This is a genomic window from Hydrogenimonas thermophila, from assembly GCF_900115615.1.
In the GTDB taxonomy this organism is placed as follows: domain Bacteria; phylum Campylobacterota; class Campylobacteria; order Campylobacterales; family Hydrogenimonadaceae; genus Hydrogenimonas; species Hydrogenimonas thermophila.
In genome coordinates, this window is the sequence record NZ_FOXB01000039.1 from 1 (window position 1) to 21,576 (window position 21,576).

General features: G+C 37.0%; 21 protein-coding genes. 2 read left to right on the forward strand and 19 right to left on the reverse strand.

Annotated elements, in window-relative coordinates; genetic code table 11:
• Window positions 1–271 precede the first annotated feature (271 nt).
• From BM227_RS10160 to BM227_RS10190, 7 genes are all read right to left on the reverse strand, one after another.
• Entirely contained in the window at window positions 272–1,294 is a 1,023-nt protein-coding gene (locus BM227_RS10160) for an amidoligase family protein (RefSeq protein ID WP_092913601.1), read from the reverse strand.
• 18 nt (window positions 1,295–1,312) lie between these two features.
• Window positions 1,313–2,515, reverse strand: a complete 1,203-nt coding sequence (locus tag BM227_RS10165) for a BaiN/RdsA family NAD(P)/FAD-dependent oxidoreductase (protein ID WP_245757057.1) — start codon at window positions 2,513–2,515, stop codon at window positions 1,313–1,315.
• A complete protein-coding gene (locus tag BM227_RS10170) occupies window positions 2,469–3,944 on the reverse strand; it encodes a DEAD/DEAH box helicase (protein WP_092913603.1) in 1,476 nt (491 codons plus the stop codon). The genes BM227_RS10165 and BM227_RS10170 overlap by 47 nt, the downstream gene beginning before the upstream one ends.
• A gap of 203 nt (window positions 3,945–4,147) precedes the next feature.
• Window positions 4,148–4,750 carry an FmdE family protein gene (locus tag BM227_RS10175; RefSeq protein ID WP_092913605.1) on the reverse strand — a complete coding sequence of 201 codons (603 nt, stop codon included), beginning with the start codon at window positions 4,748–4,750 and terminating at the stop codon, window positions 4,148–4,150.
• On the reverse strand, window positions 4,747–6,009 hold the full coding sequence (locus tag BM227_RS10180; protein WP_092913607.1) for a hypothetical protein: 1,263 nt from the start codon (window positions 6,007–6,009) through the stop codon (window positions 4,747–4,749). Before BM227_RS10180 ends, BM227_RS10175 begins: the two co-directional genes overlap by 4 nt.
• Window positions 6,002–6,274 (reverse strand): DUF2249 domain-containing protein, encoded by a 273-nt coding sequence (locus tag BM227_RS10185; RefSeq protein ID WP_092913609.1) that lies wholly within the window; start codon window positions 6,272–6,274, stop codon window positions 6,002–6,004. The genes BM227_RS10180 and BM227_RS10185 overlap by 8 nt, the downstream gene beginning before the upstream one ends.
• Window positions 6,271–6,702, reverse strand: coding sequence for a hemerythrin domain-containing protein (locus BM227_RS10190; RefSeq protein ID WP_092913611.1), 432 nt, complete (start codon window positions 6,700–6,702; stop codon window positions 6,271–6,273). Before BM227_RS10190 ends, BM227_RS10185 begins: the two co-directional genes overlap by 4 nt.
• Before the next feature lie 200 nt (window positions 6,703–6,902).
• Between BM227_RS10190 and BM227_RS10195 the strand changes: the two genes are divergently transcribed.
• A complete protein-coding gene (locus tag BM227_RS10195; RefSeq protein WP_092913612.1) occupies window positions 6,903–7,481 on the forward strand; it encodes a precorrin-2 dehydrogenase/sirohydrochlorin ferrochelatase family protein in 579 nt (192 codons plus the stop codon).
• A 148-nt stretch (window positions 7,482–7,629) separates the two neighbouring features.
• Here BM227_RS10195 and BM227_RS13380 read toward each other — a convergent pair whose 3' ends face one another.
• From BM227_RS13380 to BM227_RS10255, 12 genes are all read right to left on the reverse strand, one after another.
• Entirely contained in the window at window positions 7,630–7,995 is a 366-nt protein-coding gene (locus BM227_RS13380) for a class I SAM-dependent methyltransferase (RefSeq protein ID WP_092913614.1), read from the reverse strand.
• 65 nt (window positions 7,996–8,060) lie between these two features.
• Window positions 8,061–8,399, reverse strand: coding sequence for a hypothetical protein (locus tag BM227_RS10205; protein WP_092913616.1), 339 nt, complete (start codon window positions 8,397–8,399; stop codon window positions 8,061–8,063).
• 2 nt (window positions 8,400–8,401) lie between these two features.
• Complete coding sequence (locus BM227_RS10210; RefSeq protein WP_092913618.1) at window positions 8,402–8,932, reverse strand: carboxymuconolactone decarboxylase family protein; 531 nt, start codon at window positions 8,930–8,932, stop codon at window positions 8,402–8,404.
• A gap of 18 nt (window positions 8,933–8,950) precedes the next feature.
• On the reverse strand, window positions 8,951–9,556 hold the full coding sequence (locus tag BM227_RS10215) for a TetR/AcrR family transcriptional regulator (protein WP_143089734.1): 606 nt from the start codon (window positions 9,554–9,556) through the stop codon (window positions 8,951–8,953).
• Between the two features lie 238 nt (window positions 9,557–9,794).
• Window positions 9,795–10,547, reverse strand: a complete 753-nt coding sequence (gene cobA / locus BM227_RS10220) for a uroporphyrinogen-III C-methyltransferase (protein WP_092913620.1) — start codon at window positions 10,545–10,547, stop codon at window positions 9,795–9,797.
• A 14-nt stretch (window positions 10,548–10,561) separates the two neighbouring features.
• On the reverse strand, window positions 10,562–11,521 hold the full coding sequence (locus BM227_RS10225; protein ID WP_092913622.1) for an NAD(P)-binding domain-containing protein: 960 nt from the start codon (window positions 11,519–11,521) through the stop codon (window positions 10,562–10,564).
• Window positions 11,522–11,536: 15 nt separating this feature from the next.
• Window positions 11,537–13,750 carry an endonuclease MutS2 gene (locus BM227_RS10230; RefSeq protein WP_092913624.1) on the reverse strand — a complete coding sequence of 738 codons (2,214 nt, stop codon included), beginning with the start codon at window positions 13,748–13,750 and terminating at the stop codon, window positions 11,537–11,539.
• 102 nt (window positions 13,751–13,852) lie between these two features.
• Window positions 13,853–14,035, reverse strand: a complete 183-nt coding sequence (locus BM227_RS10235; RefSeq protein WP_092913626.1) for a hypothetical protein — start codon at window positions 14,033–14,035, stop codon at window positions 13,853–13,855.
• Window positions 14,032–17,553, reverse strand: coding sequence for a hydantoinase B/oxoprolinase family protein (locus BM227_RS10240; RefSeq protein ID WP_092913627.1), 3,522 nt, complete (start codon window positions 17,551–17,553; stop codon window positions 14,032–14,034). The genes BM227_RS10235 and BM227_RS10240 overlap by 4 nt, the downstream gene beginning before the upstream one ends.
• Window positions 17,550–18,869 (reverse strand): UDP-N-acetylmuramate--L-alanine ligase, encoded by a 1,320-nt coding sequence (murC, locus tag BM227_RS10245; protein ID WP_092913629.1) that lies wholly within the window; start codon window positions 18,867–18,869, stop codon window positions 17,550–17,552. The genes BM227_RS10240 and murC overlap by 4 nt, the downstream gene beginning before the upstream one ends.
• Before the next feature lie 2 nt (window positions 18,870–18,871).
• Window positions 18,872–19,456 (reverse strand): hypothetical protein, encoded by a 585-nt coding sequence (locus BM227_RS10250; protein WP_092913630.1) that lies wholly within the window; start codon window positions 19,454–19,456, stop codon window positions 18,872–18,874.
• Between the two features lie 31 nt (window positions 19,457–19,487).
• Window positions 19,488–20,615 carry a succinyldiaminopimelate transaminase gene (locus tag BM227_RS10255; protein WP_092913632.1) on the reverse strand — a complete coding sequence of 376 codons (1,128 nt, stop codon included), beginning with the start codon at window positions 20,613–20,615 and terminating at the stop codon, window positions 19,488–19,490.
• Between the two features lie 241 nt (window positions 20,616–20,856).
• On the opposite strand from BM227_RS10255, the gene BM227_RS10260 reads away from it, so the two are divergent.
• The coding region (locus tag BM227_RS10260; RefSeq protein WP_177202040.1) for a chloride channel protein at window positions 20,857–21,576 on the forward strand (720 nt) is incomplete at its 3' end.

A 21,576-nucleotide genomic window follows, 5' to 3' on the forward strand; every position in this document is an offset into this window, starting at 1 on the left:
TGCAATCTATGTGCATAATACACCTTATGATCCTAAGAGAGTATTTGTTGCACAACCAACAAAATAGATAGCACTTCCTCTTGATTGTATTTGTGCCATTGACAATGAATTGTTAAAGAGCTAACACAACAACAAAAATCAAACTATATCGGCTCTATTAAACTACAAGCCGATACCTTGTTAGTGTTATTGATGAAACTTATGTTTCATCATCAAAACACTTCGCAGTTTTGAAGTGTTTTAAAAATGAAACAAAAAGGTATGTTTTTTTTTAAAATTTCAGCCGTTTAAGTTGTTTCTTATAAAACGGCTTTTCTAACCACTCATCCTTTTGAAAAAAGAAAAAAGGTGAATTAAAATATTCAAAATATTGGTCTCTTAATCTTTCCAATGCTTTTGTATCGTTAGCTAGTCTCTCTACAAGAACCCAACTATTCCATGCTTCAAATGTTTTCCATTCAACCTCATCTACACGAGAATTTGGCAACCTGTAGTGATAAGTTGGACGTGCTGTAACTTTTTCACCTTCCATCAGCCCCATAACATGATCTACATCTATCCATGCAAATAGAGGTAAAAGATCTAATGCTCTGTTTCTAGTCGGGTTATAGTCTAAATAATCATCTATAAGTTGTCTCATTGTAGGATCATATGCTGGATCTAAAACTCTCTCTATATACTCTTTATCAAACGGATCAATATATGGAGTTAAACGCCTTGCCATATCTGGCTTAATCATCTCTACCAAGTAGTCATAAAGCAGAAAAAAAGCTCTTAGTGTACTTAAAATCTCATCTACAGTTATTGATGCAACTTCTGGGTTGATATGAAATCCAAATGCATAAAAAGGTGCAGCTTTTGTTCCCATTGCACCCTCTTCTCTTAATCTCTCTTTGATTGTTTCAATAACACCCAAACTATTTAATGGAAGAGGTGATGTAGATATCTCATATGGAACCACTGTTTCACTTAAATTTGCAATCACACTTTCAATTGCTTTGATTGTCTCTTTTTCCAAAGCTTGCTCAAGACCTATTTGACGCACCCATCGATTTAGTCCTGACTCTACAAGAAACTGAAAATCAAGAACAAGAGTAAAAGTTCCATACTTTGTATCTTTTATCTTATAATGATAAGGGTTTATAACCTCTACTCTTCCACCAATCTCTTTAATTATTATACCGGCACTCTTTTCAAGTGTTAAACCAGAATACTCCAGTTCAAAACCTACTTTTCTAAGTTCACCTTTGGCATTTTTTAAAATAGGAGGATCTTTAAATATAATTTTCTTCATATATTAATTATACATCTTTTAGTAAGATGTAAGCTGAAAATTAATACCTCGTGCAGCAACTACAGCTGAAGAGAAGGCCCACTGAAAATTGTAACCACCCAGCTCTCCAGTTACATCAACTACTTCACCGGCAAAAAAGAGTCCATCAACTAAATGGCTTTGCATTGTAAATGGATCAATTTCATCAGTTAAGATCCCACCTTTTGTTACTTCTGCCTTTGTGTATCCAAAAGTTCCTGCTGGAGCAAAAGCATAAGATTTAATCAGAGAGAGTCTCTGCTTTTGTGGTTCTGTCATTGCATTGTATGAAATATTTGGAAGTTCCAACGCATCAAAAAAAGCTTTTACAAAACGTTTTGGAAGAGGAATTTGTAATGCTGATGTTTTTTTTGAAGATTTAAAGAGTGATTTTAGCTTTATACCAGGCAAAAAATCTATTGTTATCTTTCCTTGATTCCAGTAAAGAGACGCATTAAGGACTACCGGACCACTAATACCTTTATGAGCAAATAGCATATCTCCGGTTAATGTTCGTCTTCCAACCGTAATAGCAACAGCAACAGAAAGACCGCTAAGACTTTTCATCCATACCTGTTGGGGCTGAAGCGTCAAACCTACAAGAGCAGGTCTTGTTGGAATAATGTTATGCCCAAAAGATTCAGCTATCTTATAGCCTATACCACTTGCACCAACAGTTGTAAAACTTAGCCCTCCGGTAGCAACCAAAACCTTTTTTGCATAAAAAGAGCCTTTTGAGGTTTTAATAGAAAAAAGATCGCCAAATTTTTCTAAAGCCTCAATCTCTGCATCATATAAAAAATCTGCTCCATTGCAAGAGTGCAACAATAGATCAATAATCTCTTTTGCACTATTTGGACAAAAATATTGACTCTCTTTACGTACAACAGGCTTTAAACCACCATTATGTAAAAAATTGAGCAATTCTTCATTGTCAAACTGCTCTAAAACGGTAGATACAAATTGATTTTTGCCAAGATAGTTAGAAGATGAGAGATGTTTGTTGGTAATATTGCATCGCCCACCACCAGATATAGCTATCTTGGCAGCAGGCTTTTTGTTGTGTTCAACTATTAATACTTTTCTTCTCTTTAGATTAGATGCAGCCATTAATCCAGCTGCACCGGCACCTAAAATAGCTACATCATAAATAGAATTAATATCGACGACCACCACTACTTCTGTTACGACTGTTTCTTCCACTACTGCGGCGTTTGCGGTTTCCACTCTTTTTAGATTTTTCAGCCATACCGCTTATCTCCATCAATCTCTCAACCTCTTCTTGACTAAACCCAATGCCTTTACTCTTTTGAGAGATAAGTCCATTATCAAGAATTAAAGAGATAAGCTTATAAGCTACTTTTTGCGGTGACATCTCATTTTCAAGAACTTCATAAATTTTAACAGCCTCTTCGTTAAGATCCTGAGCACGCACACTCTCTAAAAAGCGTTCAGCAAGATCTTCAGCCGAATCACCACCTTCATCAACAAAGCCATACTCCATTTTGGTACCAACTTTTTGACGAATACGCTCTAACTCTTTAAACTCCAATGGTGTAACAAGTGTAATGGCTGTACCTTTCTTGCCGGCACGCCCTGTACGACCAATGCGGTGAACATAACTCTCAGGATCAAATGGAATATGGTAGTTAAATACGTGACTTACATTCTCGATGTTAAGCCCTCTTGCCGCAACATCAGTAGCAACAAGTACATCTATATCTCTACCTCTAAATCCTTTAATTACCTCCATGCGCTCACGCATCTCCATATCGCCGTGAAGACCTCTGGCATTAACACCTTGTGCTTGCAAAAGCTCAACAACACGGTCAACTTCACGTTTCATACGACAAAATACTATAGATTTTTCCGGCTCCTCTTTATCTAAAAGCCGCACAATTGCATCATCTCTGTCTTTCTCTTCTATAACGTAGTAGAGTTGGCGAATATCTTTATTTGTTGTCTCTTTTTTAGTAACTGAAACAAACTTTGGCTCATGAAGAATGTGACGAGCCAAATCTTTAATAGGTTCAGGCATTGTAGCTGAAAAAAGAAGCGTTTGACGCTGTTGTGGAAGATAACTGAAAATCTCTTTAATATCATCCAAAAAGCCCATATCAAGCATCTCATCTGCTTCATCCAAAACAACAATAGATGGATTAAAATCCTCAAGTTTTCCAGAACTCAGCATATCTAACAAACGTCCCGGTGTTGCTACAACAACCTGTGCTCCACGACTGATGAGATCAAGCTGTCTGCGGTAACTCTGCCCACCATAAACACTAACAGTACGAATACCTGCAAAACGTCCAAGACTGAAAAGCTCATCACTTACCTGTGTTGCTAACTCACGAGTAGGAGTTATAACTAACAAATCAACTCCATTTCGCCACTCTATGTTATTTAATGCAGGCAATCCAAATGCTGCTGTCTTACCAGTCCCCGTGTGAGCCTGCCCAACAACATCATGCCCTTCCAAAATCAAAGGGATCACCTTCTCCTGAATTGGACTAGGCACTTTAAACCCCATTCGATCAATAGCACGCATAATAGGCTGTTTAAATCCAAAATCGGAAAAACTTACTGAAGGTTGCTCTTCTAGTTTACTCTGTTCAATTATCTCTTGTTCCATGAAAGTTTCACTCTTTATATTAAATATTTACCGAAGGCACGCAAATAATGCTCCCTAGCTATGTGCCCTCAGCAGTTGACTATCTGGTAAATATACGGAAATGTATATTTGAGATAGACGTTGAAGAACTGACCATCTTTTAAATGGTCAGGCGTTAGGATAGTGGCATTATAGCATAATGAAGAGTGAGAAATTGGAGACTATTACTTTAGAGTAACCATTTGTGACCAAAGTTCTGACTGAAGTAAAATCTTTTTAACTCTCTCTTGCCAAAGCTCTCCAAATTGTTTTTTATCTTCTGGTAAGGCATTGCCTTGCATTATCTTTTGCATAAGCTGTTGCTGTTCAGGAGAACCAGGGACTATAGAAGGATCATAACTTAACTCAACACTATCGTTTGTATCTAGTCTTGTCAATCGCACCTCTTTTTCCATATTAACACCATAAAAAAGACGGTTGTTTCGAGCCATTTTCCCATTAAGTCCTTTAAAACCGCCCTCATTGGCAGCTCCTGTAACTAAACCTATGCAACTTCCAGTAACTCCGGTAACTCCCTCGTCAAGACTGCCTTTTAATTCAACTTTAACATTTCCTCTGACAGGAAGTTCATCTTTATAAAGCTCTTTTAAACCAATTTTGCACATTAGCCACGCACCTGCAACAGTAGGGCAAGAGTGTCCTGCAAGCTTAACCATATCAATATAGTTATAAGTGATACTACCATTATCTATGGCACCTAAAACATCAGCTAGTGGGTCAATGGTTTCAATCGGTTCTACTTCATCAAAAAAAGCCGGGTAGTTCATAGCATTCCTTTATCTTTAAGTGAATTATAAATTTTTGCAGCACCAAAGAGATTGGCACCAAACAGAAGAGACTCTACAAGTAGCACCAATGCTGTAAATTTCCAAAAAAGCGGGGAAAAGATAGCGACAATTAAAGTTCCTAGTAGTAACCAATGCAAGTAAAGATGCCATTTTGTTCTTTTTGCTTCTATAATGTCACCCATCATAGGACACTCAAGCACCCCTTTTGCATTTAAGTGAAACCACACCAAAAAAGGAATAATTTTATAACTCATTGCAAAAATTATGCTCATTACAAAGTAACCAAAGAGCAATCCTGCAAAATCAAAAAATCTACCAACTTCTGTAAAAGTAGAGATAAAAGCAAATAGAACAGATAGCGCTAAAGAAGATAGCCCTGTTCGCCAAAGCCATACAGTTGTATCTGCTACAGGTCTTTTACGCTGAGTTAAACGTTTAAGCGTAACTAGAGCAAATGTCAGCAATAAACCACCTATTATATAATCAAAAAAAACTACAATATTTTTATTCAAAAGATAAAAAGGAACTTGTAAAACTAAAATAGAAAGAGTTAAGAGTGGAAACCATTTACTAATTACATTAGGGTAAGGAGGTGTAACATAAAACATCTCTATTACCTGAAAAGCTACTGCCATTATTAGAAGAGTTATCCACCCAAACAGCATAAAGTGCATGTGAATTGTACGCAAATCTAAAATGCTTAAACCTAGGTCAACTCCCATAAATGATAGTGTTGAAAGCAGTGCAAAAAGTAAACCAAAACTAAACCCGACTAATGCAGTTATCATTCCTGTTACTGAAGCTGTCTTGTTCTCAACACGCAAAAGATTAAAAAGCATCAGTGCAACAATAAAAACTAAAGATACTAAAAGCAACGCTAAAGCTGGATGTAACAGAGCCATCTTTTCAAAATAGAAGGCAGATGAGAGCATCAAAGTTCCCAATACCATAAAAAGATGGATCCACTTAGAGTGAAAAAGAGGGTTTTTAATAGTAGCACCAGCAATTACAGGAAGCATTTGAAAGAGTGCTCCAATCATTGCCATACCTGCAATTCCCAATAAAGTTAGATGGACTATTGCTACTGTTTGAGGAGCATCCCAAAACATTATGGATGCTGAATCTGCTCCAAATATAGCTAATGCAGTTAAAACACCAAAAAATGGAATAGTTAAAAAGAAGCGTAAGATTACACCAAAAGGAGGTGCCTGATCAAGCGAAAGTCCTTGATTAAACATTGTTCAACTCCTGCAACATTTTATTTAAATCTAATGCAGGATTTTTTGTAAAGAGAATATGCCACTCCCCTTCTTCTGTTTCACAAGCATCAAATCTTATGCCTTGATTATCAGCAATTGCTAAAAGAGGTTTTGGATAACGATGAATATGCAGATGCATGCAATTAGAGCTATTTAACTTTTTAAACATTTCAACCGAACGTTCAAGGGGTTCTGGATGATTAAGCCCCCGAACGTCAAGTTTTAAAATCTCTACCTCTTTCAAAGTGCTTTCATCTTTTCAACAAGTTCACTTGCCTGTGGTGCAAGCACACGATCACACATTGCATATAGCATCTGCTCCTCTTTCATATTATGCTGTTGTAAAAGAATCATAATAGTATCTGCAACAGAGAAGAAACGCTCTTTATCCTCTTTATCAATTGCATCTTTTAACTGCTCCAAAAGACCTCTTACCTGATTATGCTCATAACACATTACCTTGGTTGGACCTTCAGTATTGCCTGTTACTTCTTCAAATCTTGGAAAAAGTATCTCTTCCTCTTTATCAAAGTGTTTTAGTGTATCTATCATAAACTTTTCAAAATGCTCAAATGCTTCTTTAAAATCACCATTATTTACAGCCTGTTCTGCTTTTGCAAAAGACTCATCGCACATACGATGCTCATCACGCATAAAATTTGAAATTTCCACAATCTACTCCTTAAACATAAAATATATTTTACCCATCAAAAGTGCTGTTACAGCAAGAAATGAGACCATAATCCAATCCATTAAGTCCCCTTATATAAATGAGTTATAAAATTATTTTACTAAAAAAACCTTTTTAAACTATTGATATAGATCAAACTGATAAAATAGTACTATAAACATTTTACTAACAAAGGAAAAAAGTGGCATATTTCCCTGCTTTTATAAACTTAAATAATAAAAAAGTTCTTTTGGTAGGAGCAGGAAATATTGCCGGAGAAAAACTTGAAAAACTTCTTATCTTTACTAAAAATATAACTGTAATAGCACCTGAAGTTTCAGACAAAGTAAAAATATTGGTTGAAGAAAACAGACTAACGCTACATAAACGAAAATATTTACAAAAAGATATAGAAAGCTTTTCTGTTGTTATTGTAGCAGTAGATGATCTTTCAATGCAAAAGGAGATTTACGAAGAGTGTCAAAAGCATAATATTTTATGCAATAGTGTAGATTCAGTTGAGTATTGTGACTTTATCTTTCCCTCATACATAAAAAAAGGCTCTTTAACCATTGCTATCTCTACATCTGGTTCTTCACCATCAGTAGCAAAATATCTTAGACTTGCTATTGAGAATTTAATTCCTGACTCTATAGAGTCTTTTTTAGATGAGATGAAAAAAATTCGCTCAACACTCCCAAAAGGGAAAGAAAGAATGAAACTGCTCGATGAAAAAGCAAAAAAATATATTGATACTATATTTAAATTTACACAACATTAATAAAAAGTCTTCCAAAGCTTTATCAGCAAATTCAATAATCATATATCAATCTTTTTGCAAAGTACATTGATGTGATCTAACATCACAATATTATACATTTTAAAAATTGTTTGAAGAAGATTCTACGCTATAAAGCAGATCATAGTTTTTAGGTCCTCCTGATGTACACAGTAACTGTTCTTGAGAAAAAAACTCTCCAACAAATACCCCCACCTTCTTTTAATACTTCCATAGCCTTATGAAAAGCTACTGTTCGTAATGGCTCCATCAAATGCATATAAGAGCTCATCATCACGTCATACTGTTCTATAGGCGGCTGCCACTGTGCAAGATCTGTATGGATTGTCTTGATCTCTACATGATACTCTTTGGATAATTGTTTAGCTTTCTCTAAGCCTATGCTAGAAGCATCAAGCGCAGTCGCTTCATGACCTTTTAAAGCAGCATAAATAGCGTTACGCCCTTCCCCTTCTCCTAAAAATAAAATTTTTGACTGGTTTTCAAGTTTATCGATCTCTTGTGCTTGAAGTGATGTTTAACGAAGCAAAATGAAAAAATGCTTAAAAGAAATGGACAGTATTACCCACAATTAAGCCCATCACAGCTTCTTACAACACCCATATCTCTTCCATTATTTCGTAAAAATCTTCCTAATGCTTCATAATTTCGTTTAAAATAGCCTGAATTGAGTACTTTTATAGCTTTTGGCTCATTAGAGTGTACTTTTTTTAGTTTTTTTGCTCTATTTTCAAACATATCTTCCCACTCATCGCTCTCTAATATTGCTGCTCCTTTGAAACCAGACCCGTGGCAATGTTTGCACAATTTTTTATATGTAATCATCCCTTTTGCTGAATATGCATTAAGATTAATGTTGACAAAAAGGCAACATATTGCAGTTATAATCAAAAGTCTCATAACTAATCTCCAAGACCAAAAACATTTGAAAGGGTATTGATGTAGTTGAAATATCCTGTAATTGCAACTGCTTCAAGTATTTGAGATTCACTATATCCTAAAGATTTTATAGCATCTATATCTTCTTGAGTCATTTTATAGTTATCTTTTTGTGAAGCTCTAATACAAAAACGCAGAAGTTCTTTTTCAGCATCATCAACTTCCATTGCATCTATACCTTTAAGTACCTTTTCTACCTCTTCTTCTGTCATACCCAACATTTTGGCAATACTTTTATGTACATCAACACACATTTTACATCCATTCTCTTTTGAAACTAACAAAGCAATTGCCTCTTTTGTTCTGTAAGGAAGTTCTGTCTCTTTAAGTAGATAGTTTTGAACCATCATATCGGTAGCAAAATAGATATCTTTTCTAACTGCAAGTAGTTTGAATATATCTCCTAATTTTCCTGTCTTTTCCAAAATAGGTCGAGCTTTTTCCTGAATTTCAGGATCCATCTCTTCAAACTCTGGTAACTTAATGTAAGCCATTCTATCTTCTCCTTTACTTTATTGGCATTTTGCAAGTTCTGTTTTTGCCTTTTTTGTCAAAAAAGGTCTTAAAACTTCCTCTATTCGCTGAGCAACCATTTGAGCTTTACTAACATCTATATCTTCTCCAATAATGTAGAGATATGGTGTCCAAAAGTGACTGTAAAGCATCATTGTATCTACTATATTGTTCAACATATTGTCATAAGCTAATTCAATATACCCCTTATCTCTTAGATGTAAAAGAAGTAAAATCATCTTCTCACGCTGCAATCTGACATCTTTAATTACATCTTTTGCAAAGAGATCATCACGTGTCATTAAAAAGTGAAGCTCTCTTCTTAAAAAGCGGTACTTCCACCAAACTTTTGCTACATAATCACAGTAAGATTGCATTTCACAAAGTGTTTCTGGCAATGGCTGAGACTCAAAGCCAATCTCATCTCTCATTTGACCATAAAGCTCTCTTATAATCTCCTCTTTGTTTTTAAAGTGGTAGTAGAGATTTCCAGTACTAACCCCTGCAGCTTCAGCAATATGATTTGTTGTAACACTTTGTGAATCCTGTTCATTCAAAAGTTTCAGTGCAACAGATAATATTTTTGTACGATTATCCTTTTTCACTATCCTCCTTTTAAACAAGTTTGATACAAATATATCTTTTTTTTATATATAAAGTCAAGAGTAATTACTCTAAAAATAGATTTTATTTAGGACTATAATTTTATTTAATTAATAAAATTAAAAAAAATATAGATTTTTTGCTCAGGTTATTGAAATTATTTGAGGTAGAGGAAGTAGTAAAACAACTTTGATGTACAAGTATGCAAGGATGAATAGCTATACTATAATGAAAGACTTCTTAAAGTCTTTCATTTACTTTAAACCACTCCAAATCTTGTTTTAGATCAACAACTTTACCAACAACAATAAGTGCTGGTCTTTGAACTTTAGCATTTTTAACTTTTTCATTTATATTTTCAAGAGTACCAATGACACTTCTTTGATCAGATGTAGTTCCTCTGCTTATAACAGCGCAAGGGGTCTCTTTAGGTTTGCCTATTTCAATAAGATTTTTTGTAATTTTCGGTAAATTGTGCAATCCCATCAAAAATACTATTGTCTCATCAGCTTTCATTAACTCCCAGTCAACCTGCAATTGCTTCTTATCTCGTGCTTCATGACCTGTAACAACTTTAAATGATACAGAAATACCTCTATGCGTTACAGGAATACCAGCATATGCAGGAACTGCTATTGCAGATGTTACACCCGGAATTATTTCATAAGAGATACCACGCTCTTTAAGATATTTTGCCTCTTCTCCGCCACGACCAAAAACAAAAGGATCACCACCCTTAAGACGTACAACAGTCTCATGTTTGAGTGCATTTTGATAGATTACTTCATTTATCTCATCTTGAGGCAAAATGTGAAGACCATCCTCTTTTCCTACATATATAAACTCACACCCACTCTTTGCCTCTTTTAAAATATCTGCATTTGCTAAACGATCATAAATAATGACATCAGCATTACGTACTACACGTAATGCCTTAACTGTCAACAGATCAATATCTCCCGGTCCTGCACCGGTTAGGTAGACTTTACCCATAAAAAAGTCCTTTTTTACGCATTTTGTATATTTTTCAAAATATGTTGTGCTATGGCATAACCATGATTAAGACCAAGAGCAATAGATCCTCCTGACTCTTGAGTAATATCCCCTGCAACATATAGACCTGGAATATCTGTCATATAGTTTTCATCATGAACAGGCTTTCCATCTTCTATACGAATTCCTGAACCTGTTAAAAATGCACTTGGCGTTGTTCCACCTATTGCATATATAACACGATCAAAAGTTTCAGGCTCTCTTTCTGCAAAAATGACACGAACCTTTCCATTGTCATCTTCCAAACCTTCGATATTTGTTCCAAGATATGGACGTACTTCATTATGTGCTATTGCATTTGCAATTGCATCTCTGTTAGTTGGATTTGCTCTTCTGAATGTCTCTCTTCTATAACAGATTGTTACATCATTTTTTTCAGATAGATCTACTGCATACTCTACCGCTGAGTCTCCACCACCAACTACCAAAATCTTTTCACCCTCACTACACTCATCAATTGTATAGTTAACACGTTTTTTAATGGTTGCCGGAATCTTGTAATCAGGTTTATTTGGTTTTCCCATACGACCTATTGTAACAACTACAAAACGTGCCTTTATGCTTCCACCAGGTATCATAACTTCAAAATAGTCATCTTTTTTTACAACTTTTTGCACTTCTGTATGTGTACGAAGCTCTACAAAGTGGTGAGCTATGATTTCATCAAAAAAGTCTAGTGTGCTCTCTTTTGTACCATCCATAAAGTAGATGTTTCCATCTAATTCAACCTTTTGACCTTTCCAATCTTTGTCGACACGTTTATTGTCTTTATAATACTTTCTAATTGTAGCATTATGGTTTTGATCTTTTTCAAGTAAAACAATATCTCTAATACCCAAGATATAACTCTCAACTGCTGTAGCAATACCAGCAGGACCTGCACCGACTATTACCATATTGTGAATATTGTCCATACTGTTTCCCCCTATTTAAAGTTTTACAATTGTAGCACCAAATCCGCCCATATGTTGTGGTGCATCTTGAAACTCTTTGACACTTGGATGCTCTTTTAAAAATGTTCTTACAGCATATGCCAATTTACCGGTTCCAATTCCGTGATAGACCAAAACCTCATCAAAGCCTGCTAAAAGTGCATCTGAAAGAAATTTATCGAGTCGCTCAATAGCCTCTTCACTGCGAAGACCGTGCAAGTCCAACTTCACTCCAGCCGTTGCCCTTGATCGCTCTAGTGTCACTTGTACCTGCTTTTTCTTAACTGGCTTAGGAGGATTGCCTGAACGCTTCAATTCACTAAGCGGTACACGCAGCTTCATACCATCAACCTCGATTGTCGCCTCTTTTGCTTTAAGAGCAATAATCACCCCGCGGTTTTTACGATATTTGACCTTATCACCTACAGCAAAGCTTTCCAGACGTTTTGGTGTCTCTATCTTTGCTTTCTTTACCGTTTTATGCGCTTCATTTAGTTTACGGTGAATTGCACGCTCATCTTTCTGTTTCAACGCTTCACGTGCCTGTTTGGTTGCTTCATTATAGATTGCTTCAAGCTCTCGTTTTTTGGCAAGCAGTTCTCGCTCCATAGAGTCATTGAGCTCTTTGAAACGACCTTTCTCTTTCTCCAGTGCCTCAATCTCTTGCTCTAACTCTTCACGTTTTTGACGCAACTCTTTTTCTAATGTACTCGAACGCTCTATTAGTTCATTAAGCCGCTCTTTATCCTCACCATACTCCACTCGTGCTTTTTGGACAATGTTTTTTGGCACACCATAACGCTCTGCCGTCTCAAAAGCATAGCTTTTACCAATAATCCCTTGCAAGAATGTATAGGTCGGCACTTGATTTTTCTCATCATATACAGCTGCTACCAGTTCAACTCTTTCATCACCCGCCATCATTGCTGCTAAACGTTTATGGTGCGTTGTAATGACAATCTTAATTTTACGCCGAATTAGCTCTTCAATCATCACTTTAAAAAGACTTGCTGCTTCATCACTGTCGGTTCCAAGCTCAATTTCATCAACTCCTACCAATACACCATTTTGCGAAAAGAGTTGAGAAAATTGTCGCATTCGTCCTGCAAATGTAGAGATATCATTCTTGACATTCTGAGGATCTTCAATGATCGCTTCAATTTGCTTAAAACTGCCTATCTTTGTCGCTTTTGCATCGCACTTCATTGGCAATAGATATTTTGCCAGCCAAGCTGAAGCAAGAATAGATTTAAGAAGCATTGTCTTACCACCGGCATTAACCCCTGTAATCATCAACACATTTTTAGAAAAATCAATTGTAACAGGCTTAGGATGAGAGAGTGCCGGATGGGCAAAATCAACCAGTTTAATCACATCACTACTATTTGGAAGGACAAATGAAAGATCACTAAACCTTGCCATCTGCATCCGTGCCTGATAGTGATCAAACCGATCGTAAGCTTTGTCAATAAAACGCCAAAACTTCAACCAACTTGCCATTGTTAGACTGATTTTTTTAGCAATTTCGTAGTAAAGCTCTTCTAATTTACTGGCAATCCCAGCCTCTTTATCTTTAAGTTTTCCTATTGATTCAGGAATCACATAGAAAAAGCCTGCCGTTGTACGCCCAATTATAGAAGCTTTCATTACGTGGTTAAAGCCACCGCGAACCAGTAATGCCTCTTCATCATTAACATAGTGAATCTGACGGTCAACCAAATAAGGACCAATCTTAGAGCTGTTTAACATTCTTGAAAGTGTTTGACGAATTGCTTCACGGTTTTGTTTGATAGCCACTTTTAGTGATGCCAACCGCTCATCAACGCTATCTTGCAAATTTCCCTTCTCATCAAACATTCTTTCAATTTCAACAATCGGCTCAGGTACTCTAATCTCAGCAAGCCAAGTACCCAGCTCATTTTCAATCTTAATGTTTTTTAGATACTGAAAATAGCGTACAATCTTAACAGCTTCAAAAATCTCATCAAGCCCAAGCACCCCCTGCTTGCTTAGACGCATCCAGCAATCATCTAAGTTTTTCACCTTTGGCGGTGCTTTAAACTCTACTGTTTCAAGTGCTTTGATAAAGCGAAAATGTAAAGATCTGTCACCTTCCATAAAGAGTGGTTTAGGGCGTGCAAGAAATCCTTCAAACTGTTCAATGTAGCTTACTAAATCAAGCTGTTTTATTATCTCTTTTTTATTACTCATACTAAATTATACTTTAATGCGAATGTTTTGTTTTATAAATAATATAAATTCCATAAGCCATTAGAACAAGTCCTGTTACTATTGCCCCTAATTCCCCACTATTCATTTCTCTCCTCCTAAATTTATCAATTCTGTTCCAATATACCAAACTCCTAAACTCACTCCCATCATTTCATAGGAAAAACTTCCTCCCTTGATAAAAGGTGCTATAACTGCCACTGCAAAAATGATTTTACCAATATCATAAAAGAGTTTTCCAAGCTCTTTCAATGCATCTTTTTTCATTTATCCCTCTCACTAACTTTTCCATATCCACCACCACCTGGTGTTTGTATCTCTATTCTATCGCTTTTTTTGACCTTTAACTGCACTTTGGCACCCAAGTCATACATCTTTTCATCGCGTATCAGAATATTTCGACCCTTCTGCCCTTTATTTCCACCAGCCAATCCAAATGGAGCAAAAACCCGCCGTTCACTTAAAATAGCAAAATCAAGTTCATCAAAAAAGCGGTAACGGCGTATCAAACCATCACCACCACGGTTGCGTCCTAAACCACCGCTTCCTTTTCGCAATGCAAAGGTTTCGATCATCACAGGATAACGACGTTCCAAAACTTCGACATCAGTAATGCGGGTATTGGTCATATGGGTATGCACACCACTCGCACCGCTTCTTTTTGGTGTTGCTCCTGCACCCCCGCCAATCGTTTCATAGTAGCCGAAATCTTCATTTCCAAAAGTGACATTGTTCATACACCCCTGACTTCCAGCTGACTCACCAAAGGCTTTTAGCACTACATCAACAATTCGCTGACTTGTTGTAACATTTCCGCCTACTACAGCTGCCTCTTTTCCAGGGTTTAAAAGTGAGCCTTCTGACAAATGCAGTTTAATTGGTGCAATCAACCCTTCATTGAGTGGTAAATCTTCACGAAGCATTGCACGAAGTGTATAGATAATGGCCGAACGAACTACTGAAGGCGGTGTATTTTGATTTCCCCATAACTCCATACCGCTACCTGTAAAGTCAAAAACAGCCCCACCCTCATCATCGATTGAGACTTTCAACACAATAGAAGAGCCGTTATCTAAAAACTCTTTGGCAAAAAGCTCTTTTTTAGTAAATGAACGCAAAAAGTTACGCACTGCTGTTTCACTAATATTTTGAATAGATTCCATATAACGCTCAATGCTCTCTTTGCCATACTCTTTCATCAATGCCAATACACCAGCAATCCCTTCTGTATTGGCTGCTACTTGAGCACGCAAGTCACTTAAGTTATCTTCTATTCGGCGAGCCCCTGCTTTTTCTAAAATCTCACGCACTCTCTCTTCATTAAAACGACCATTTTCAACTAGCTCAAAAGCTTCAAATATAGCACCTTCTTCAAAGAGTTGATGTGAAAAAGGTGGCATCGAACCTGGTACACTTCCTCCAATGTCAGCGTGGTGACCGCGACTAGCCACCCAAAAGACTACTTTACCATCCTCAATGTAAGGTGTAACAACTGTAATATCTGGCAGATGAGAGCCCCCTTCATAAGGTGCATTGGAAATGTAAACACTCCCCTCTTCAGGCTTAGGGAACTTTTGCATCACAGCCTTAACAACACTGCTCATAGAACCTAAGTGAACAGGAATATGCGGAGCATTGGCTATTAAGTTTCCACCTCTATCAAAAATTGCACAAGAAAAGTCGAGTCGCTCTTTAATATTGGTAGAAACTGCACTCATTTGAAGCATATCTCCCATACGTGTTGCAATGAAATGGAAACGGTTAGAAAAGAGTGCATCTACCACTGCTTGAATCTCTGTCTGCTTACTATCCTTCTCTACTGGTACATCAATCATTAAATCACCATAAGCAGAAACTTCTGCCCTACATCCAGGCTCTAATACAATGGTGGATGTTGATTGCATTACAAGTGCTGGCCCTTCTATCACAGCACCACTGCCAAGTTTTTCCATATCATAAACAGGTGCATCAAGCCAAACACCATCTTTATAAAGGCGATGCACTCTTAGTGGTTTTATCGGCTCTGAAACAGGTGCTATTTTTTGCCTTGACCACCCTTTTGCAATAACTTCAGCTCTGATACGAATAGACTCAACTATCAAAGTACGCTCAGGCATTAAAAAGCCAAATTCTCGCTTATAATGCTCTTCAAATGTCCTCTTTGCATCTTCAAAAGGAACTTCAATAACGGTATCTGTCCCCTCATAGTAAACTCTTACTAATCGATGCCAATGTACTTCATACTGATTAGGAAGTTTTGGTTCAATCTCTTTTTGAAGTGGTTTAAAAAGCTCATCTCTACACTCAAAAAGTGGCAATCCAATATGCTTCATCGCTTCAAAACTGCGCTTAGCCAACGCCATACCATATGCTGATAAAATCCCGGCATATCGGTGGATCAGAACCTTCTTTATTCCAAGCTTCCTTGCCACTGCCACAGCGTGCTGACCGCCTGCTCCGCCAAAAGCACAAAGAATATGATCAGCCGGATCAAACCCTTTTTTCAGCGTTACTTCTCTAATTGCTGTTGCCATCTGCTCATTGGCTACATCTAAAAATCCTTCGGCAACCGCTTCAATACTCTTACCAACCTCTTGAGCAATCTCTTCAAACCCTCTTTTGCTTGCATCTATGCTAAGCGGTTCATCCCCATTTTCACCAAAAATCTTAGGAAAACTCTCAGGATCGAGCCGACCTGTGACAAGATTGGCATCTGTAATACTTAAGTATCCATTGCGACCATAACATAACGGTCCTGGATTGGCTCCACTACTCTCAGGACCTACAACAAAAAGACCATTTTTATAAAAAAGACGGCTTCCTCCACCGCTAGCAACCGTATGCAAATCAACCTGTGGTACGCGAACCTTTACACCTGCTGTCTCACTCTCATATCGCAAAGCCACTTCCCCATCATACCGGCAGACATCAGTACTTGTACCGCCCATATCAAAGCCAATCAGCGGTCTATTCTCATAAATAGAGGCAAGGGCTGTAACTCCACCAGCAGGTCCACTCAAAAGTGCACGTGAACCTCTAAAATCATTCATTGCACAAAGTGTCCCGTCACTTTGCATCATCAACGTTTTCTTAGCCACATCCCCTTGAAAAGGAGCTTGAAACAGACGCAAATACTCTTGTAATTTTGGTGTCAAATAGGCATCAACCAACGTGGTTTCAGCTCGCGCTACGGCACCTGGCAAAGGCACTGTTTCATGACTGCAAACAACGCTAAACCCCATCGATTCTGCTATCTCTTTAATGCGCTTTTCATGATCAAAAAAACCATAACCATGCATCAAACAGACAGCAAGATGCTTGACGTTAAGCTTTGAAAGATCTTCTCTAAGCTTCTCTTCATCTAACGGTGTTTCTACAATAAAATCACTATCTTTGACAATTACCCTCTCTTTAGCCTCAACAACAGAGCTAAAAAGTGGTTTAGACTTCTCAATCTCAAGTGCAAAAATATCAGGGCGTGTCTGATCACCAATATGAAGTAAATCACCAAACCCTTCTGTCACTACCAGTGCTGTTGGTACTCCCTTGCGCTCAAGCAGTGCATTGGTGGCAATCGTCGTTCCCATCCAAATAGATGCAATGTATGAAAGGTCAATAGGCTCTTTTTTACCATAAAGCTCATAAAGTACTTCAGAAATGGCATGACTGCAAGATTCAGCATAAAATGGTGAGTTGCTCAAAACCTTTTTGACAATAAAGCGATCACCAACACGTGCAATCAGATCAGTAAAAGTTCCACCGCGATCGATTGCAAACTCAATCACTTCTTTAAACCCCTGATTTGATAGGTAATATCACCAGCACCAAAAGCAACAATCAAGTCACTCTCAAACTGTTTAATAGTCTGTCCATTTAGGTCAAGAACTTTCACAACTCCCCCTTCCTTTGTGACACGCTCTGCCATTGTCAAATTAAACCCGCTAAATGCACCTTTAAGATCAATCGGCACCTCTACCTCACCAGCAGACCAAATAGGCAATATTACCAACTCATCAGCCCCTTCAAAGCACTCAACAAACCCTTGCAGATTGTCTATGGTGCGGCTATATTTATGCGGTTGCCAAACAGCACGGATTTTGTTAAATCCACGCATTTTGGCATATTGGCTCAGTGCATCCATTGTTGCTTTAATCTCTGTCGGATGATGCCCATAATCGTCTATGATCACACATTTATTGCTATTTTCGATAATATCGAAGCGTTTTTTGATTCCTTTATAGTTTTTAAGATAATCACGTATTTGCTCAATATCTACACCTTCATGCAGTGCAGCTAAAATTGCTAATGATGCATCAATAGCAATATGCGCTCCCAAGCCAAAGACATCAAACTCTCCAAAATCTCTTAAGTTAAATCTAGTATGAGGTTCACCATCTATAAGCACATACTCTAGCTTGTCAATATCTTTACTTGGATATAGCTTAATACTCTCCATATCTAACTTCGATAAAAATGGATCTTCAGCATTGATAACCCGAACCTGAGCCAATTTTAAAAAAGATTCATACGCAGCATAAAAACGTGATAAGTCATACTCATAATACTCCATATGCTCAGGTTCAACATTGGTAACAATAGCCATATATGGATTACAATTTAAAAAACTGGCATCACTCTCATCTGCTTCAAAGACTACCTCATCATTTGGAGCAATACGAACATTGGAGTAAAAAGCTTTAGAGATGGCACCAATAATGGCATTGCTTTTGGGAAGCAGTTCAGCAAGCATTGCTGATGTAGTACTTTTACCGTGAGCTCCTCCAACAGCATAAACTTTTTTTTGTTTTAAAATAAACTTCAAAGCCTCTTTGCGTGCATAAATTGGAATCCCAAGCTCTTTAGCACGAATATATTCAGGGTTATTTTTGCGTACTGCCGCTGAGTGGATCACCATATCAACCCCATCCACTGCATCACCGTGGTGTGGAATCGTAATCTTTGCGCCAAATTTCAGAGCCAACTCATCGGTAATTTCACTCTGCCTGATGTCTGATCCACTAATTGTATGTCCATCACCAGCCATAAACTTTGCTAGTGCCGAAATACCTATCCCTCCGATACCTATAAAATGTATCTTCAAACTTACCCTTTTTTCAATGTTTCAAGCTCTTTTAGTGCATTGTTTAGTACTTCAGCTTTCTCTTTCATAAAACCCTCTATAGAAGGTTTGAAATTTGTTAAGAAAAAGCCGTAAGTCTCACTATTATTAGGATTATCGACATCTACAAATTCATCTATAAAATCATCAAACTTCATTTGTGATGCAGCTGCTGCAATATGTGGCATCATTGCTTTACTTAGTACCTCATCATTAGCAGTATGATGCAAAATCAAAAATATCTCTTTTGCCCCTTTAAAGTCATTATCACTGTAACGTTCAATACCGTGTTCATAAATACCGCGCATTGTATAAAGATCATCTTTATTGTTAATATCAAAAAACTCTTCTTTTGTCAGCTTGTCAGCCAATCTATCAAAAACTGTCTGCAAAATCTCTGTATAGATGCGGTTAAGCCGCTCTGCTGAAAGATCTAGCATTACTGCTGTATCAAGTATCTCATACATACCGACAATATCTTTAGCCTTTACAGCAGCCTCTTCTCTGTTAGTCAAATCCAGCATAAACTGAGGATTGTTTTTCAAATCTTCAAACTCATTTTGTTGCATCTTCTGCTCCTATTTTAAAATTTTTTCTTATTTAACACTCTTCCAAACAGGCTTTTATTCTCTTCACAGCTTCGAGTGTCCGCTCTGCACTCTCTACCAAAGCAACGCGTACAAACCCCTGCCCGATTCCTTCACGTCCTAAAAAACTACCTGGTAATACTTTAATATTATAACGTTCATAGAGTCTCTTTGTAAATTCCAATTCATCTTCTACTTCAAGCCAAATGTAAAAAGTTGCTTCCGGTATTTTTATACCAAGTACTTCATGAGCTATTTCAAAATTCTCTTTATATTTCTCACGAAATGCTATCACATGTTCATTATCTCTCCAAGCTGATGCAGCTGCCATCTGCAAAGGAAGAGGTGAAGCGCATCCAACGTAGGTGCGATACCTCATATACTCTTTTAAAATTCTATCATCACCGGCAATGAAACCGCTTCTAAGCCCTGGAGCACTGGAACGTTTAGATATAGAGTTAATGACTAAAATATTCTTAAATGTGGGGTTATCTGCTTCTATACTAGCCTGCAAAAGTGAAGGTGGAGGAGTTTTTGTATATATCTCACTATAACACTCATCATTAAGCAGTACAAAGTCATACTTAATAGCAAGTTTAACCCACTCTACCATTGTTTTCATATCCATTACAGATGCTGTTGGGTTATTTGGAAAATTAAGAATTACCAAACCACAACCAGCTAACTCTGATTCATTGATTTTAGGAAGAAAACCATTCTCTTTAGTCAAATTTAGATGCAATACTTTTGCACCACTGGCAATTGCCGCACCCTCATATATCTGATAAAAAGGATTAGTAAAAGCCATCATAGGCTCTTCTTTTCGTGAGAGCAAAAACTGTGGAAAGTTAAAAAGGACTTCTCGTGTTCCAAAAGTTGGAATAAGCTGAGAATTGTCTAAGTCGACATGAAAACGATGTTTAAAAAAAGAGCGTATCGCATCACGCAACTCTTGTTCACCTGATGTTTTAGGATATTTTTTCAGCAAATTTGAATTAGAACAAAGTGCTTCTGTAATGAATGAAGGAGTCTCAAACTGAGGCTCTCCAATTGTCAAAACAATTGGATCTAAACTGCTATTTGGAGTAATCCCATCTAACAAATTAGTCAATTTTTCAAATGGATAGGTTTCAAATTTCAAAGTCAAGCCTTTTTTTAATTATTATTGTACAAAAAGGCTTATTAATTTTTTGCTAATTTTATTAAAACTATATCTCAATAATATTTACATTACCTTATAATATTTTGAATTTTTCAACATTCTATTACTCCATTGATTATTGTATGAATATATTTAATCAAATTATAAAAAATTGACTCTATTTCTTAAATATTTAAAAAAATCGAGTTATAATCGATTATCCTGCATACTAGGGCTTTTTATGATCCGTAAACATATTACAGAACAGACTGCTATCTTCTTTAGTGTTACGAAATGGGTAGTACTCTCTTCATTTGTGGGAGTAATGATAGGAGCAATAGTTACACTGTTTTTAAAAATTTTACAAATTGCAGAAACAAGCAGATCAGATATTCCTTTTAGTTACTACTACCTATTACCATTTGCCCTTTTTTTGACAGTTTGGATTGTACGTAAATTTGCTCCCAATGCTGAAGGCCATGGTACTGAAAAAGTTATAGAAGCTGTTCATAAAAGATATGGTCAAATAGATATAGCTGTAATTCCTGTTAAACTTTTTGCCACTGTTTTAACTATTTTTGCTGGCGGTTCTGTTGGGAAAGAGGGACCTGGCGCGCAAATTGGTGCTGGTGCAGCATCATGGTTATCAGATATTTTAAAATTCTCTCCGGAAGATCGTAAAAAACTGGTTATTTGTGGCATTAGTGCCGGTTTTGCTTCTGTTTTCGGTACACCCATAGCCGGTGCTATTTTTGGAGTAGAAGTATTAATAATAGGTGTCATACTGTATGATGTTCTTCTCCCTTCATTTATTGCTGGATTTGCAGCTTTTACAACAGCACAATTCCTTGGTGTTGAGTATACATATTTTGATGTACATTTCTATCAAAATATTTCACTTGATATTCCATTAATTCTTCAGGTTGTAGCTGCAGGTCTGTTTTTTGGTTTTATATCTGAC

What these genes read in the sequence shown, in the direction of transcription:
- BM227_RS10160 (WP_092913601.1), bottom strand. Translation starts at nt 1,294, where the DNA reads ATGAAGAAAATTATATTTAAAGATCCTCCTATTTTAAAAAATGCCAAA.
- BM227_RS10170 (WP_092913603.1), bottom strand. Translation starts at nt 3,944, where the DNA reads ATGGAACAAGAGATAATTGAACAGAGTAAACTAGAAGAGCAACCTTCA.
- BM227_RS10175 (WP_092913605.1), bottom strand. Translation starts at nt 4,750, where the DNA reads ATGAACTACCCGGCTTTTTTTGATGAAGTAGAACCGATTGAAACCATT.
- BM227_RS10180 (WP_092913607.1), bottom strand. Translation starts at nt 6,009, where the DNA reads ATGTTTAATCAAGGACTTTCGCTTGATCAGGCACCTCCTTTTGGTGTA.
- BM227_RS10205 (WP_092913616.1), bottom strand. Translation starts at nt 8,399, where the DNA reads ATGAGACTTTTGATTATAACTGCAATATGTTGCCTTTTTGTCAACATT.
- BM227_RS10210 (WP_092913618.1), bottom strand. Translation starts at nt 8,932, where the DNA reads ATGGCTTACATTAAGTTACCAGAGTTTGAAGAGATGGATCCTGAAATT.
- cobA (WP_092913620.1), bottom strand. Translation starts at nt 10,547, where the DNA reads ATGGGTAAAGTCTACCTAACCGGTGCAGGACCGGGAGATATTGATCTG.
- BM227_RS10225 (WP_092913622.1), bottom strand. Translation starts at nt 11,521, where the DNA reads ATGGACAATATTCACAATATGGTAATAGTCGGTGCAGGTCCTGCTGGT.
- BM227_RS10230 (WP_092913624.1), bottom strand. Translation starts at nt 13,750, where the DNA reads ATGAGTAATAAAAAAGAGATAATAAAACAGCTTGATTTAGTAAGCTAC.
- BM227_RS10235 (WP_092913626.1), bottom strand. Translation starts at nt 14,035, where the DNA reads ATGAAAAAAGATGCATTGAAAGAGCTTGGAAAACTCTTTTATGATATT.
- BM227_RS10250 (WP_092913630.1), bottom strand. Translation starts at nt 19,456, where the DNA reads ATGCAACAAAATGAGTTTGAAGATTTGAAAAACAATCCTCAGTTTATG.